Below are 13,928 nucleotides of genomic sequence, written 5' to 3'. Positions count from 1 at the left end.
TGCAGCAAGTTGCTCCCGCGATACGGCTCGCGCGAGGTCTCGTCCGCCGCACCGGGATATCGATGCGGCGAGTTCGTTCCGGCGCGTCCGGGCGCCGAGAGGATCAGTGTTCCGCGTCGATCTTTTCGGCCAGCAGCGCCGCGGTGTCGAGCGCTGTACGAATGGTCATCGCGAGATTTTCGGTGGCGTCCGCGCATACGCAGAGCACATGGCGCTGCGTTCGGGACGGGATGCGCACCATCACGATCGAACCGTGTTCGGTGGCGATGCTGTTGTAGAGCGCCCGACTGTTCAGGGCTTCCTTGCTGAAGGATTCGATCAGCCCCATCAGCGAACTCATGATCGCGGCGGAGCGTTGCGCGTTCGCGCTGTGGGTGGTCGCGTTCGCGTGCGCATAGCTGCGCCCGTCGACCGTCGCGACCGATGCGAACAGGATCGCGGGCGTGCGTTCCAACAGGGACGCCAGCGCACTCTGGCATTCCATCCTCGTCTGCATGCTGACGACGGTCTCCTTCGTGTGTTCGGGGGAGGGGGACTTCAGTGCTGCCGACATCGATTGCTCCGGGTGGCTTGTAACCGTTTGCAAAGCAGGTTCCGTGCCAGAGTTTTCCGGAAACTCCGATGAGCGACCCCGAGGCGGGTTTGTCGGGCAACCTCCGCGGAGTTGAAGGCAAATGCGTACGATTCGTGCTGGTGCGGGAGGACAGCCTCGATCTGACGCAGTGGGTCAGGTCGCTGACGTATTTTCGACAGGATGGGCTCCTTTGAGGAGAACCGTTACTTTCGTCACAGTACAATTGACTTCGGCGCCGTACGGTCGGGTCGGTTTTCGACCATCTGCTACTGTCCGCATCCCTACGCGCTCAACATTCCGACGTCATGCAGGCTTATTTCTGGGTCAAGACTTTCCATCTGGTGTTCGTCATCGCCTGGATGGCCACCGTGTTCTATCTGCCGCGCATCCTGGTGAACATCGCCGAAGCCGGGGACGTCCCTCCGGTGCGGGAGCGCCTGGTGCTGATGGGGCGGCGGCTGTACCGCTTCGGTCACAGCATGTTCGGCGTGGCGCTGATCCTGGGGCTGGTGCTCTGGCTGGGCTACCGGGCGTTCCCGGAGTTCCCCACGATGGTCGTTCCGGGCACCGGGTGGATGCACGCCAAGCTGACGCTGGTCGCACTGATGCTGGCGTATTTCATCGTCTGCGGGCGCTGGCTGAAAGGCGTGGACGCCGGCCGGCCGCTACCGTCGGCGAAGGCGCTGCGCTGGATCAACGAGTTGCCGGTGTTCGCGCTGGTCGCGGTGGTGTATCTGGTGCTCGCGAAGCCGTTCTGACCGGGCGGCCATCGCGTCACTTCGACTTGAAACCTTCCGGCGACGGCAACGACACCGGCACGCCGTCGGCATTGCAGAGGTTCGCCGCGCACAGGCGTTCGCGCAGCATAGGCATCGACTGCAGCAGGATGTGGAAGATGGCGTTCTGCTCCAGACTGCCGCGGACCGAAGACGCGCCCGGGCCGCGCGCCCAGATCCCGACATCGTCGCCGCCGTGGGTTTCGTTCGAGAGCGGAACCGTCGCTTCCTGCATGTAGTCGGGGTGTTCGGTGTCGACGGCGTTGAGATCCGGCCGACCGTGCTCGGCCTGCCGATAACCGCTGACTTCGTGCAGGAACCGCTTGGGGCCTTCCGGCTGTTCGTCGGTGGCGCCGACATGGCCTGGGCCGTTGGCGTAGGACAGCGTGGTGTAGGGCAGGCCGGTGGCGTCGGTCGCATAGCCGCTGCTGTTGTTGCCTTCGCCGCTGCTGCCCTTGACCTTGCCCAGGATCGGATTGCCCCGCACCGGATAGCCGGCGAAGGTCAGCGTATGCGCATGATCCGCGGTGACCAGGATCAGGGTGTCGTCGGCCGAAGTGAGGCCTGCGGCCGTCGCCACGGCCTCGCTCATGGCGATGGTGTCGGTGAGCGCGCGGTAGGCGTTGCCGGAATGATGGGCGTGATCGATGCGACCGCCCTCGACCAGCAGCACATAGCCCTGCGGGTTGTCGCGCAGGCGCTCGATCGCGATGCGTGTCATCTCAGCCAGCGAAGGTTCGCCGCCCTTGTCGTTGGCGCGGTCGTGTTCGTAGCGCATGTGGCTGGGCTCGAACAGCGCCAGCAGCGGGCCGGTCTTCGGCGCGGCCGCCAACTGACGCGCGTTCCACACGTAGGTGCCGTCCGGTCGGCGCCGCTTCCACTCCGCGACCAGGTCGCGGCCGTCGAGACGCAGGCCGACCTGATCGTCGTATTCGGGATCGCGCTCGGCGGTGGGGAAGAAGTTGCCGCGTCCGCCGCCCATCAGCACGTCCGGCCCGTGGCCGTAGGGCGTTTCGATGAACTGCCGCGCGATATCGGCGCAACCGGCCGCGGCGGCGTCTTCGGGCAGCTCGGCGTCGTTCTCCCAGTTGCGGTTGGCCGAATGGGTGTAGGTCGCACCCGGCGTGGCGTGGGTGACGCGGGTGGTGGTGACCACGCCGGTGGCGAGGCCGCTGGCGGACGCGAGTTCCCACAGCGACAGCATCGGCGAACGCAGCGCGCCCGCGCAGTCGTTGCGCTCGGCGTCCTGGCCGATGCTCAGCACGCCGGCGCGGGTCTTCACGCCGGTGGCCATGGCCGACATCGTGCCCGCCGAATCCGGCGTCTGGCTGTCGGTGTTGTAGGTCTTGCTCAGCGCGGTGTGCGGGAAGGTCTCCCAGCCCAGCGTGTTCTCTTCGCCCGACGCGCCCTTGCGCTGGCCGTCGAGGATGCGCGCCGCAGCCACCGTGGTCAGGCTCATGCCGTCGCCCACGAACAGGATCACGTTCTTGGCGCGCCCCGACATCGCGCCGCGCTCCGCCGCCTGCGCGGCACCGGCGCGGAACCACCAGGCCGGGGTTTCGCCGTCCGGATGCCGGATCTGTGGCACCTCGACGACGGCGATGGCGGCGTCCCGGTCGGCGGCGCGCGGTGCCGGTGTCGAAACGCAGGACGCGGTGGCGAGGGTGCAGGCGAAGGCGAGCAGGGCGTTGCGGCAGGTCATGGAGCGGATCGCACGGGGAAAGCCGGGATTATGCCCGGCCGGCATGACAGGCGTGGAATGCGGTGATGTCGCCGGTGCGCTCGCCCCGAGGGCCGCCCTCGGCTATCGTGCGGCCTCCGCCCCGTTCCGCGCCCCGCGCCGGAGTCCGCATGTCCCTCGTCAAGGCCTGGTTCCGCATTCCGTTCTGGCAGCGCGTGCTCGCCGGCTTCGTGCTCGGCGCGCTGGCCGGCTGGGCGATGGGCCCGGCGGCGAAGACCTGGTTCGGCCCGCTCGGCGATCTCTACGTCACCCTGATCAAGATGATCGCGGTGCCGCTGGTCTTCTTCGCGGTGATCAACGCGGTGGCCTCGCTGCACGGGCAGAAATCCGTGGCCGCGCTCGGCGGCCGTACCTTCCTGTGGTTCGCGGTCACCGCGGTGTTCGCGGTCGCGGTGGGCCTGGCGGTCGGCACGCTCATGCAGCCGGGCGTGTTGCAGATTCCGCTGTCGGTCGATCCGGGCTATGTGCCCAAGGACATTCCGAACCCGGTGCAGGTGCTGCTGAACGTGGTCCCGTCGAATCCGTTCTACGCGCTGACCGGCATCGGCACCACGAAAAACGCCGCCGGCGAGACCGTGCTGGCCGCGGGCAAGGGCTCGGTGCTGCCGGTGCTGTTCTTCGCCGCGCTGGTCGGCTTCGCGATGGTGAAGCTCGGCGACAAGGTGGCGCTGGCGCGCAAGTTCGCCGGCGAAGCCAGCGAGATTTCCATCCAGCTCACGCGTTTCGTGCTGGAGATGACCCCGATCGGCACCTTCGGTCTGATCGCCGCGCTGGTCGGCGACTACGGGTTCAAACAACTGTTGCCACTGGGCAATTTCGTGCTCGCGCTGTACATCGCCTGCGCGATCCATATCGTCGTGATCTACAGCGGTCTGCTGATGGCGCATGGCCTGAATCCGCTGAAGTTCTTCCGCGGCGCCGCGCCGGGCATGCAGGTCGCGTTCGTCAGTTCGTCCAGCTTCGCGTCGCTGCCGTCGTCGCTGCGCAGCGTCGTCCACAACCTGGGCGTGGACAAGGACTACGCCGCGTTCGCGGTGCCGCTGGGCGCCAGCATCAAGATGGACGGCTGCGGCGCGATCTATCCGGCGCTGTGTGCGGTCTTCATCGCCCAGTACACCGGCACGCCACTGACGCCGGAGCAGTATCTGATCGTGCTGATCGCCTCGGTGCTCGGCAGCTTCGGCACCGCGGGCGTTCCCGGCACCGCCGTGGTGATGGCAACCGTCGTGCTCAGCGCCGCCGGCCTGCCGCTGGAAGTCATCGGCTATCTCTACGCCATCGACCGCGTGCTCGACATGATGCGCACCATGACGAACGTGACAGGCCAGATGCTGGTCCCGGTGCTGGTCGCGAAGGAAACCGGCCTGCTCGACCGCGAGGTGTACGAACGCGCATCGAGCAACGTCGGCATCGAAGAAACCACATAGGGTGCGCCCTCGGCGCACCGGTTGTCGTGGGAGCGACGCGAGTCGCGACTAGGACTTCATCTCGAAGAGGCGGCGCAGCGTCGGCGCAAGCGCGAATCAGGTCCCTCGCTCCGCTCGGGATGACCGCGATGGTCGAGATTCCTGCGGAACCCTCACTTCGGCAACGTCTTCTCCCTGCGCTGCGCCAACTTCGCCGCGATCAACGCCAGCGGTAGCGGCAGCAAGAGTCCGAGCACCGCCATCCAGGTCGGGTGATCGGGCACCAGCTTGATCATGGCGATCACGCCGAACATCACCACACCTGCCGCTACGAGCGCGGCGACGCGGGGATGACGGGCGATGCGTGCGCCGACCCAGGCGCCGATGAAGGTGCCGACGCACCAGGCGAGCACGACCATGGCCAGCGCGCCGGTCGGGGCCAGGGCGATGATGTGGCCGACGTGTTCCGGATTGCCCGGATCGAGCCCGTCTGGTGGCGGATAGATCGCGTGGCCGAGGGTCTCGACCAGCGAAATGACGAGCATCGTCGTGACCACGCCCAACAGAATGCCCAGAACGGTACGCCACATCGTCGTTGCCCCCACGTCGATTCCGGTCGCCGAAGCATGGGCCGGCCGCGCGCCGCCCGCAAGGCCGGCGCCGACGGAACGCCATGAACGCGAAAGGCCGCTTGCGCGGCCTTTTGCGGGGCGACCGGAACGGTCGGCTTACTGGGTGGCGACCCGGCGGGCCTGCAGGAACTTCTGGCTCCAGTAGCCGGTGGCGATGTTGGCCACTTCCACGTCCTTGCCGGTGCGCGGGGCGTGGACGAACTGGCCGTTGCCGATGTAAATGCCGACGTGGTCGACATGCTTGCCGCGGCGGCTGAAAAACACCAGATCGCCTTCGACCAGAGCGTCGCGGTCGCGGATCAGCTCGCCGACGTTGGCCATGTCGCGCGAGATGCGCGGCAGTTCGATGCCGAGGCTGTTGCGGAAGACGTAACCGACCAGACCGCTGCAGTCGAAACCGGATTCCGGATTGGTGCCGCCCCAGCGATAGGGCGTGCCCAGCAGCGCCAGGGCGCGCTTGAGCATGGTGCGGATGCGGCCTTCCTTCGGCGTTTCGGCGATGTCCTGGGCGGTTTCGCCGGGGACCGGGGCATCGTTGAAGATCGCGTGGATGTCGCGGGCGAACATCACGCTGCGGCCGGAGATCGCCAGCGGGTTCTGCAGAGCGGAGTCGGCCAAGGGCGCGAGCAGCGACGGCGAGAGATCGAGCGGGTCGCCGGCGTCGGCCGCCATGGCCGGCAGGCTGCCCACGGCCAGCAGGCCGGCGACAATGAGACAGGAGAAACCGCGGGAGCGGTGGATGGCGGAGGGGCGGCCGGAGCCAGTGGCTGGGGTCGTCACGCGTCATTCACTTTGCAAGAGGAGCAGGGATAGTGCCCGACGGCGGCCGGCGGGGGGTTCAGATTTCGTTAGACCCGGGCTGAAAAAGGTGACTCAAGTCGCGAAACGGGACATCCATACCCCTGCGCACGTCAGTCCAGCACCCGCTTGGCCCCGGTGTAGTGGTCCCGCCAGTAGGGGCCGTCGAGCCGGTCCAGGCGGACGGTGCCGCCGGTCCGCGGGGCGTGGACGAAGCGGCCTTCGCCGACGTAAATGCCGACGTGGGTGATCTCGCCGCCCTGGCCGAAGAACACCAGATCGGCGGCGGCGAGCCGGTTCGGCGCGATCTTCGGGCCCTGGATCGCGGCCAGATCCCGCGAGGTGCGCGGCAGCCGCAGATCGAGCATGTCGCGGAAGACATAGTTCACCAGGCCGCTGCAGTCGAACCCGCTCTCCGGGGTGTTGCCGCCATAGCGGTAGGGCGTGCCGACCAGGCCGATCGCACGCATCAGGATGGCGTTGGCCGCGGCCGGATCCGCGGGCGGCGTGTTGCCCCAGTCGCGGGTCGGCCGGGCCGGCGGCGGATCGCGGCGTACCGTCTCCGGACCGCCGCAGCCCGTGAGGGCGAGCGTCATAGCGATCAGGAGCGCGGGGATGCGGATGCCGGCGCGGCCGGCGGATGGCGTCGGGGCGGTGGAGCACGGATAATGCGCGGCCTTCATCGTGGCCATCTTGGCCGCATCGTCGGTCGGCGATCAAGCCGGCCCCTGCCGCGTTCCGCGGCCAGACCCTCTCCGGATCACCCGAGCCAGACCATGAAAATCGAGAAAGACCGCGCTGTCCGTTTCCACTACACCGTCGGCGAAGTCGGCCAGCCGGCCACCGAAAGCTCCAATGGCGGCGAGCCGCTGGCGATCCTGATCGGGCACGGCAACATCATCCCGGGCCTGGAGAAGGCGATGGAAGGCCGCGAGGCCGGCGAGACCTTCTCGGTCGACGTGCCCGCCGCCGAAGCCTACGGCGAACGCCGCGAGGGCCTGAACCAGCGCATTCCCAAGAAGCATTTCGGCGAACAGCGCCTGATGCCGGGCATGCAGGTCGTGCTGCAGACCAACTTCGGCCCGCGCGCGGTCACCATCGAGAAGGTGGGCATGAGCGTGGTCGATGTCGATCTCAACCATCCGATGGCCGGCAAGGACCTGCATTTCGACATCGAGATCGTCGATGTGCGCGAAGCCAGCGCCGAAGAGGTCGAGCACGGCCATGTGCACGGCGATGGCGGTCATCACCACTGACCGGCGTTCCGCCTGTCGAGATTCCCGAACGGCCCGCGCAAGCGGGCCGTTCGCGTTGTGGGCCGGCGGCGATGCGACGCATGAGGCAGGCGCGAGCCGGCGATGCGGCTAACATGGAGGTCCGTTCCCTCTCGCGAAACTTCGTCCCGATGCCATCGACCGATGATGTCCTGATCGCAGGCGGCGGCGTCAGCGGCCTGGCGACCGCGCTGGCGCTGCTCGAAGCCGGGCGCGGCGTGCACGTGATCGAGGCGAAGGCGATCGGCAGCGGAGCGTCGCACGGCAACTGCGGCACCATCACCCCCAGCCACGCGCCGCCGCTGGCGGCGCCGGGCACGCTCGCGAAGGCGCTGCGCTGGAGCCTGACGCCCGACGCGCCGCTGTACATCCCGCCGCGGTTCGATCCGCTGCTCTGGAGCTGGCTGCTCGGGTTCGCACGCCGCTGCAACACCCGCGACTGGGAGACCAGCGCGCGCGGCAAGCATGCGCTGCTGGACGACTCGCGCCGCCGCCTCGCCGACTGGGTCGAGCGCTTCGGCCTGCAGTGCGAATTCGTCGAATCCGGCGAGGACTACGTGTTCCGCGACAAGCGCGCGTTCGCCCACGGCCAGCGCGAGATTCCGCTGCTGCGCGAACTGGGCATCGCGGTCGAACTCATCGACGGTGCGGCGATGGAAGCGCAGGAGCCGGCGCTGCTGTCGGGCGTGGCCGGCGCGCTGCGTTTCTCCGGCGACGCGGCGCTCCGGCCCGATCGCTATCTCGCAGAACTCGCGCGCGCGGTGCGCGAGCGCGGCGGCCTGATCGTCGAAGACTGCGCGCTGCACGGCCTGCGCGAAGACCGCGAAGGCGTGATCGCCTACACCACCCACGGCGAAGTGCGCGCGCGCAATGCGGTGCTGACGCTCGGCGCATGGTCGGCGAAATCCGCCGATACGCTGGGGCTGCCGTGGATGAAGAAGATCATCCAGCCCGGCAAGGGGTATTCGATCACCTACCGCGCACCCGACCGGGTGCCGAAGCGTCCGCTGGTGCTGCGCGAACGCTCGGTCTGCGTCACCGCCTGGAACGACGGTTTCCGCTTGGGCAGCACGATGGAATTCTCCGGTTTCGACGAGACCCTCAACGCGCGCAGGCTCGCCGCGCTGGAACGCGGCGCGCGCGAATATCTGCATGCGCCGGTGGGGCCGGAAGTGCGCGAGCGCTGGTACGGCTGGCGGCCGATGAGCCGCGACGACATGCCGCTGATCGGCCGCGCGCCCGGCCTGCGCCGGGTGTGGATGAACACCGGCCACGGCATGATGGGCGTGGGCATGAGCACCGGCAGCGCGCAGCTCCTGGCCGAACTGATGAACGGCCGCGCGCCCGCGATCGATCCCGCGCCGTATCGGCCGGAGCGGTTCGCGTGAACGCGGAGGCGTCGTCGGCGCTGGTCGCGGCGTATCCGCTGCTGGCCGAACTGCCGACGCCGCTGCGCGACGCGGTGGCCGCGGCGGCCGGCTGGCACGAGTTCCGCGACGGCAGCCCGATTTTCGGCGAAGGCCAGCACTGCGGCGGTCTGCCGCTGGTGCTGCAGGGCGCGGTGAAGGTGTTCAAGCGCTCCGAGCACGGCCGCGAGATCGTGCTCTATCGCGTCGGTCGCGGCGAGACCTGCATCCTCACGTCGAGCTGCCTGCTCGGCGGCGCCGACTACAACGCCGAAGGCGTGGCCGAGGGCGCGCTGCGCGTGGCGATGCTGCCGCCCGAACTGTTCCATCGCATGATCGCGGAATCGCCGCCCTTCCGGCATTTCCTGTTCGCGATGCTGTCCGCCCGGCTGTCGGACCTGATGGAGCAGGTCGAACGGCTCGCGTTCCACCGCATCGACCGGCGGATCGCCGAGTTCCTGTTCGAACGCAGCGAGGCGGGTTTCCACAGCGTGGCCATGACCCACCAGCGGATCGCCGACGAGATCGGCAGCGTGCGCGAGATGGTGACCCGCGCGCTTGGCCAGATGGCGGAGCAGGGCCTCGTCGAACTGTCGCGCGCCGGGGTGCGCATCGCCGATGCCGACGGCCTGCGTGCGCTGGCCCAGGGGGCGGTTCCGGCGGACCGGCCGGCCGGTGACAAAAGTCGCTGAGCCCATGGCCCGCAGCGCCTAACCTGCCTCCAGTTCCCCGCACACCACTGGAGAAAGCGCCATGCAGAAGAACGTCGGTTCCGCGGACAAGATCGTCCGCATCGTCCTGGGTCTCGGCCTGCTCAGCCTGCTGTTCCTGCTGGAAGCGCCGATGAAGTACCTCGGCCTGATCGGCGTCGTGCCCCTGCTCACCTCGCTGATGGGCTGGTGCCCGCTGTACACGCTGCTCGGCATGAACACCTGTCGGGTCAGGGCCTGATCCTGGCGTATCCATGCCGGTAGACTGCCGGCATGGACATCGACAGCACGCATCGCGGCGGCCTCCCGCCTTCCTTCGCGACGGACGGCGCGCCGCATGGCCGACCGGGATCGTCGCGTCGTCGCGGATTCCCGCACGGGCCGGTGGTCGCATGAGCGCCGGCGCGGATCGTGACTACGACCTGATCGTGATCGGAGGCGGCTCCGGCGGTCTCGCCGCGGCGTTTCGCGCGGCCGCGCACGGCGCCCGCGTCGCGCTGTGCGAACCCGACGCCCTCGGCGGCACCTGCGTCAACGTCGGCTGCGTGCCGAAGAAGGCGATGTGGCTGGCCGCGGACGTGGGCGCGAAAGTCGAGCTGGCGCGCATCTTCGGCTTCGATCTGCCGCAGGCGACGCTGGACTGGTCGACCTTCCTCGTCCACCGCCAGCGTTACATCCACAACATCCACGCCGGTTATCGCCGGCGTCTCGACGAAGCGGGCATCGCGGTCATGCCGCGGCGGGTGCGGCTGCGCGACGTGCGCACCGTGGTCTGCGACGACGGCATCGATCTTCGCGGCGAACGTCTGCTGATCGCCACCGGAGGCCGGCCGCTGCGACCCGATGTGCCCGGCGCCGATCTGGGCTGCGTCTCCGACGATTTTTTCCGCTGGACCGCACCGCCGCCGCGGGTGGCGATCGTCGGCGCGGGCTACATCGCCGCCGAACTCGCCGGCGTGCTCCAGGCCCTGGGCAGCCGGGTCGAACTGTTCGCGCGCGGCGAACGCCTGCTCGCGGAATTCGACGCCGAAGTCGCGGCGCAATTGACCGAAGACTATCGGCAGGCCGGCGTGCATGTCCGCTTCGGTTACGGTCTCGATGCGATCGAACGCGATGCCGACGGCACCGGGCTGCGCCTGCGCGATATCGCGGGTGGCGTGAGCGAGCGCTTCGATGCGGTGCTGTTCGCGACCGGACGGCGTGCGAATACCGACGATCTCGGGCTGGAGGCGCTCGGCGTCGCGCTCGACGCGAAGCGGCGCATCGTCGTCGATGCCGACAACGCGACCAATGTCGACGGCGTGTTCGCGGTGGGCGACGTCACCACCGATCCGGCGCTGACGCCGGTGGCGATCGCCGCGGCCCGGCGGCTGATGGACCGGTGTTTCGCCGGCGCCACCGCGCGGTTCGACCGCAGCGACATTCCCACCGTGGTGTTCTCGCATCCGCCGCTGGCCAGCGTGGGCCTGACCGAAGAGGACGCGCGCGCCCGTCACGGCGATGCGGCGGTGCATGCGTATCGCAGCGGTTTCCGGCCGATGCTGCACGCGCTCGCGGAATCGCCGCAGCGCAGTCTGTTCAAGCTGGTCTGCGTCGGCGAGGAACGGCGGGTGGTGGGCATCCATCTGCTGGGCGAGGGCGCGGACGAGATCCTGCAGGGCTTCGCGGTGGCGCTGAAGCGCGGCATCACCCTCGACGATCTGCGGGACACCGTGGCCATCCATCCCACCAGCGCGGAAGAAGTGGTGCTCATGCGCTGACGCGCACGCATCCTCTCCGCCCGATCGCATGCACCGGACCGCCCGTCCACGCATGCCTGCACACGACGAACACGCAACGACATGACGACCGAGATTCCGACGCTTCCCGTGTTTCGGCTGCATCGCGGCACCGCGCCGCTCCTGATCAGCCTGCCGCACGACGGCAGCGCCATTCCCGAAGCGCTCGCCGCGCGGATGACGCCCGAGGCGCGGCGCGCGCCGGACACCGATTGGCACGTCTCGCGCCTGTACGCGTTCGCAAGCGTGCTGGGCGCCTCGATCCTGGTGCCGGCGTATTCGCGTTACGTGATCGATCTGAACCGGCCGCCGGACGATGTCTCGCTGTATCCCGGGCAGAACACCACCGGCCTGTGTCCGCGGGTGCGGTTCTCGGGCGACCCGGTGTATCTCCCCGGCGAGGAACCTGCCCCCGACGAGATCGCCGCGCGCGTCGGGATCTGGTGGCGGCCGTATCACGATGCGCTGCGCGAGGAACTCGACCGGCTGCGCGCCGCGCATGGCCGCGTGCGGCTGTGGGAAGGCCATTCGATCCGCGGCGAATGCCCGTTCCTGTTCGAGGGACGCCTGCCGGACTTCAATCTCGGCACCGCGGCCGGCGCGAGCTGCGCACCGGCGCTGCAGGCGCGGCTGGAGGCGGTGCTCGCGGCGCAGGCCGGCGGCGATTGGGTTTCGAACGGCCGCTTCAAGGGCGGTCACATCACCCGGCATTACGGCGACCCCGCGAACGGCATCGATGCGGTGCAGTTGGAGATCAGCCAGCGCATCTACATGGACGAGGACAGTTTCGAGTACGACGAGGCGCGTGCGGCGGACACGCAGCGGGTGCTGCGCGCCCTGCTCGAAGCCTGTCTCGCGTGAGCGCGCCGCACAGGCCGGACGCCATCGGCGTGCTGCTGGTGGCCGGCGGCGCGATCGCGTTCTCCGGCAAGGCCATCATCGTCAAGCTCTGCTACCGGCACGGCGTCGACGCCGTCAGCCTGCTGGCGCTGCGCATGGTCGTCGCGCTGCCGTTCTTCGCCGCGATGGCCGTGTGGGCCGCGCGTCGCGCCGCACCGCTGCAGCCCGGCGACCGCTGGCGCATCCTCGCGCTCGGCGCCTGCGGCTACTACCTCGCCAGTCTGTTCGACTTCCTCGGCCTGGCGTACATCTCGGCCACGCTCGAACGCATCATCCTCTACCTCACGCCCACCCTGGTGCTGCTGATCGGCGTGCTGCTCGCGCGGCGCTGGCCCTCGCGGCTGCAATGGATCGCGCTGGGCGTCAGTTACCTCGGCGTCGCGCTCGCCTTCGGCCACGATCTGCGCGTGGACGGCGAGGGCACGCTCATCGGCAGCGTGCTCGTGTTCTGCAGCGCACTCTCGTATGCCGCCTACCTCTACGGCAGCGGCGAACTCGTCGGCCGCATCGGCGCGGTCCGCCTCACCGCCTACGCCAGCATCGTCGCCAGCCTGCTGTGCATCGGCCAGTACCTGATCCTGCGCCCCATGCCGCTGGCAAGCGTCGCGCGCGAGGTCTACGCCTTCTCGCTGCTCAACGGCACGCTCTGCACCGTGCTCCCCGTGCTCGCCACGATGATGGGCATCCGCCGCATCGGCTCCGGCCCCGCCGCACAGATCGGCATGATCGGCCCGGTCTCCACGATCATCCTCAGCCTGCTGATCCTGCACGAGCCGATGGGCGCCTGGCAGGTGGCGGGGACGGTGCTGGTGGCTGCGGGGGTGTTGGTGGTTTCGCGGGGGAGGGTGGGGTGATGGGCATTGCCCGTTGTTTTCAGAAGCGGGCGGCTGTAGTTTTTGGCAATACCAACCCGAAGCGATTTTTGGCCTGCAGGCGGGCGATGATTCTTGAGCGGGTGGCATCGAATTTCGATGCTCGGCGACCCATCCTGTTGATGATTACAGGGTCTATTGAATTGACCGAGGCCATGGCCAGTGGCAGGCTCTTGGATATGCCCCGGTTCGGCGTCTATTGGTAGTTAGCCCTCAGGACAGACATGCGCAAGCTGATAATCCCAGAAGCACTCCAAGAAGAGTTCAGTACAGTTGAGGCCCTCTGGTACTGCAATGGAACTACTCGAAGAGTAGACGCTCTCGTAGTTAGCTGGGTTAAGTACGAGAAGCAGTTGCGGCGTCTCTTTAGCTTCTTCGTGTTCCAACACCCTAAGATCAACGAGAAGACCTTGGATGATGTTATTTCCGCGTTTGTAGCTAATAGGAACTTAAATCCGGAAACATTTATCTCAGGGATCAAAGAGCTTGGAGTAACACCAATACCGAAGTTACTTGGCAACGCTCATGCTGGGCTATGGGCAGAAATCAAGAGAATTAAAGTCTATCGCAACAAGATCATGCACGGGCAGCAAACTGGCCAAGGAATTCAATCAGCACAATTGGAGCGAGATGTCATACACATTATCAACTGGATGACTGCTTTAGCTGATGCATCAGATTCCGCATTCGGATACGACGGACTAAAGCGCGGCGCGTATCGGATTGCAAAAGCCAGCGCTCATGTTCCGGTCCAAAATTACCCGTTCAGCAACACCAATGAGCTCAAACAATGGCTCTCAACGCTCAGGGTATGAGGGCTAACAATTCAAGCCGACCCCGCATCGTGGCGTCGGCCACGTGCCTGCGCTACGCTAGCACGCGTCCGCCACCCCGTCGGCTTAACTCAGGCGTTAGCTCCACGAACTGACTCCAATCATCCTAGGGGGATTCCTTGTTGAAAGAAGCCGTTACATCGATTGCCGAGAGCTTAAGAGAGAGAGTGACCTGAGACGAATCATGTAGCCGATCGGCAGGTGAGTTCTCTACCCTCGACAGACCAA

The 13,928-nt window shown here is 67.5% G+C and carries 15 protein-coding genes; 10 read left to right on the top strand and 5 right to left on the bottom strand.

Going from position 1 to position 13,928, the window contains the following annotated elements:
* Positions 1–103 precede the first annotated feature (103 nt).
* Positions 104–553: a roadblock/LC7 domain-containing protein gene (locus ABD974_RS08165; protein ID WP_345302820.1), complete on the bottom strand. Its 450-nt coding sequence runs from the start codon at positions 551–553 to the stop codon at positions 104–106.
* Between the two features lie 326 nt (positions 554–879).
* Between ABD974_RS08165 and ABD974_RS08160 the strand changes: the two genes are divergently transcribed.
* The gene (locus ABD974_RS08160; protein ID WP_345302819.1) at positions 880–1,332 is read left to right on the top strand and encodes a CopD family protein; all 453 of its coding nucleotides are present in this window, start codon (positions 880–882) and stop codon (positions 1,330–1,332) included.
* Between the two features lie 16 nt (positions 1,333–1,348).
* Here ABD974_RS08160 and ABD974_RS08155 read toward each other — a convergent pair whose 3' ends face one another.
* Positions 1,349–3,052, bottom strand: a complete 1,704-nt coding sequence (locus ABD974_RS08155; protein WP_345302818.1) for an alkaline phosphatase — start codon at positions 3,050–3,052, stop codon at positions 1,349–1,351.
* A gap of 149 nt (positions 3,053–3,201) precedes the next feature.
* On the opposite strand from ABD974_RS08155, the gene ABD974_RS08150 reads away from it, so the two are divergent.
* Entirely contained in the window at positions 3,202–4,518 is a 1,317-nt protein-coding gene (locus ABD974_RS08150) for a dicarboxylate/amino acid:cation symporter (RefSeq protein WP_345302817.1), read from the top strand.
* Positions 4,519–4,670: 152 nt separating this feature from the next.
* On the opposite strand, the gene ABD974_RS08145 is transcribed toward ABD974_RS08150, so the two are convergent.
* From ABD974_RS08145 to ABD974_RS08135, 3 genes are all read right to left on the bottom strand, one after another.
* Entirely contained in the window at positions 4,671–5,087 is a 417-nt protein-coding gene (locus tag ABD974_RS08145) for a hypothetical protein (protein ID WP_345302816.1), read from the bottom strand.
* Positions 5,088–5,225: 138 nt separating this feature from the next.
* Positions 5,226–5,909 carry a C40 family peptidase gene (locus ABD974_RS08140; protein ID WP_345302815.1) on the bottom strand — a complete coding sequence of 228 codons (684 nt, stop codon included), beginning with the start codon at positions 5,907–5,909 and terminating at the stop codon, positions 5,226–5,228.
* Between the two features lie 131 nt (positions 5,910–6,040).
* Positions 6,041–6,619: a C40 family peptidase gene (locus ABD974_RS08135; protein ID WP_345302814.1), complete on the bottom strand. Its 579-nt coding sequence runs from the start codon at positions 6,617–6,619 to the stop codon at positions 6,041–6,043.
* A gap of 84 nt (positions 6,620–6,703) precedes the next feature.
* Between ABD974_RS08135 and ABD974_RS08130 the strand changes: the two genes are divergently transcribed.
* From ABD974_RS08130 to ABD974_RS08095, 8 genes are all read left to right on the top strand, one after another.
* Positions 6,704–7,183 carry an FKBP-type peptidyl-prolyl cis-trans isomerase gene (locus tag ABD974_RS08130; protein ID WP_345302813.1) on the top strand — a complete coding sequence of 160 codons (480 nt, stop codon included), beginning with the start codon at positions 6,704–6,706 and terminating at the stop codon, positions 7,181–7,183.
* Between the two features lie 149 nt (positions 7,184–7,332).
* Complete coding sequence (locus ABD974_RS08125) at positions 7,333–8,589, top strand: NAD(P)/FAD-dependent oxidoreductase (protein WP_345302812.1); 1,257 nt, start codon at positions 7,333–7,335, stop codon at positions 8,587–8,589.
* The gene (locus tag ABD974_RS08120) at positions 8,586–9,299 is read left to right on the top strand and encodes a Crp/Fnr family transcriptional regulator (RefSeq protein ID WP_345302811.1); all 714 of its coding nucleotides are present in this window, start codon (positions 8,586–8,588) and stop codon (positions 9,297–9,299) included. Before ABD974_RS08125 ends, ABD974_RS08120 begins: the two co-directional genes overlap by 4 nt.
* A 61-nt stretch (positions 9,300–9,360) precedes the next feature.
* The gene (locus ABD974_RS08115) at positions 9,361–9,558 is read left to right on the top strand and encodes a YgaP family membrane protein (RefSeq protein WP_345302810.1); all 198 of its coding nucleotides are present in this window, start codon (positions 9,361–9,363) and stop codon (positions 9,556–9,558) included.
* A 151-nt stretch (positions 9,559–9,709) separates the two neighbouring features.
* Positions 9,710–11,077: a glutathione-disulfide reductase gene (gene gorA / locus ABD974_RS08110; protein WP_345302809.1), complete on the top strand. Its 1,368-nt coding sequence runs from the start codon at positions 9,710–9,712 to the stop codon at positions 11,075–11,077.
* 81 nt (positions 11,078–11,158) lie between these two features.
* A complete protein-coding gene (gene hutG / locus ABD974_RS08105) occupies positions 11,159–11,956 on the top strand; it encodes an N-formylglutamate deformylase (RefSeq protein ID WP_345302808.1) in 798 nt (265 codons plus the stop codon).
* Positions 11,953–12,849 (top strand): DMT family transporter, encoded by an 897-nt coding sequence (locus ABD974_RS08100; protein ID WP_345302807.1) that lies wholly within the window; start codon positions 11,953–11,955, stop codon positions 12,847–12,849. Before hutG ends, ABD974_RS08100 begins: the two co-directional genes overlap by 4 nt.
* Positions 12,850–13,091: 242 nt before the next feature.
* On the top strand, positions 13,092–13,682 hold the full coding sequence (locus tag ABD974_RS08095) for a hypothetical protein (RefSeq protein WP_345302806.1): 591 nt from the start codon (positions 13,092–13,094) through the stop codon (positions 13,680–13,682).
* Positions 13,683–13,928: the final 246 nt, after the last annotated feature.

This window comes from Lysobacter hankyongensis, from assembly GCF_039543145.1.
GTDB lineage: Bacteria > Pseudomonadota > Gammaproteobacteria > Xanthomonadales > Xanthomonadaceae > Lysobacter_I > Lysobacter_I hankyongensis.
Note: the sequence above shows the minus strand (reverse complement) of the source record. Positions and strands in the feature narration are given on the sequence as shown.

Coding starts and splice junctions, on each gene's coding strand:
- ABD974_RS08165 (WP_345302820.1), bottom strand. CDS start 553: ATGTCGGCAGCACTGAAGTCCCCCTCCCCCGAACACACGAAGGAGACC.
- gorA (WP_345302809.1), top strand. CDS start 9,710: ATGAGCGCCGGCGCGGATCGTGACTACGACCTGATCGTGATCGGAGGC.
- ABD974_RS08150 (WP_345302817.1), top strand. CDS start 3,202: ATGTCCCTCGTCAAGGCCTGGTTCCGCATTCCGTTCTGGCAGCGCGTG.
- ABD974_RS08130 (WP_345302813.1), top strand. CDS start 6,704: ATGAAAATCGAGAAAGACCGCGCTGTCCGTTTCCACTACACCGTCGGC.
- ABD974_RS08125 (WP_345302812.1), top strand. CDS start 7,333: ATGCCATCGACCGATGATGTCCTGATCGCAGGCGGCGGCGTCAGCGGC.
- ABD974_RS08160 (WP_345302819.1), top strand. CDS start 880: ATGCAGGCTTATTTCTGGGTCAAGACTTTCCATCTGGTGTTCGTCATC.
- ABD974_RS08115 (WP_345302810.1), top strand. CDS start 9,361: ATGCAGAAGAACGTCGGTTCCGCGGACAAGATCGTCCGCATCGTCCTG.
- ABD974_RS08135 (WP_345302814.1), bottom strand. CDS start 6,619: ATGGCCACGATGAAGGCCGCGCATTATCCGTGCTCCACCGCCCCGACG.
- ABD974_RS08095 (WP_345302806.1), top strand. CDS start 13,092: ATGCGCAAGCTGATAATCCCAGAAGCACTCCAAGAAGAGTTCAGTACA.
- hutG (WP_345302808.1), top strand. CDS start 11,159: ATGACGACCGAGATTCCGACGCTTCCCGTGTTTCGGCTGCATCGCGGC.
- ABD974_RS08145 (WP_345302816.1), bottom strand. CDS start 5,087: ATGTGGCGTACCGTTCTGGGCATTCTGTTGGGCGTGGTCACGACGATG.
- ABD974_RS08155 (WP_345302818.1), bottom strand. CDS start 3,052: ATGACCTGCCGCAACGCCCTGCTCGCCTTCGCCTGCACCCTCGCCACC.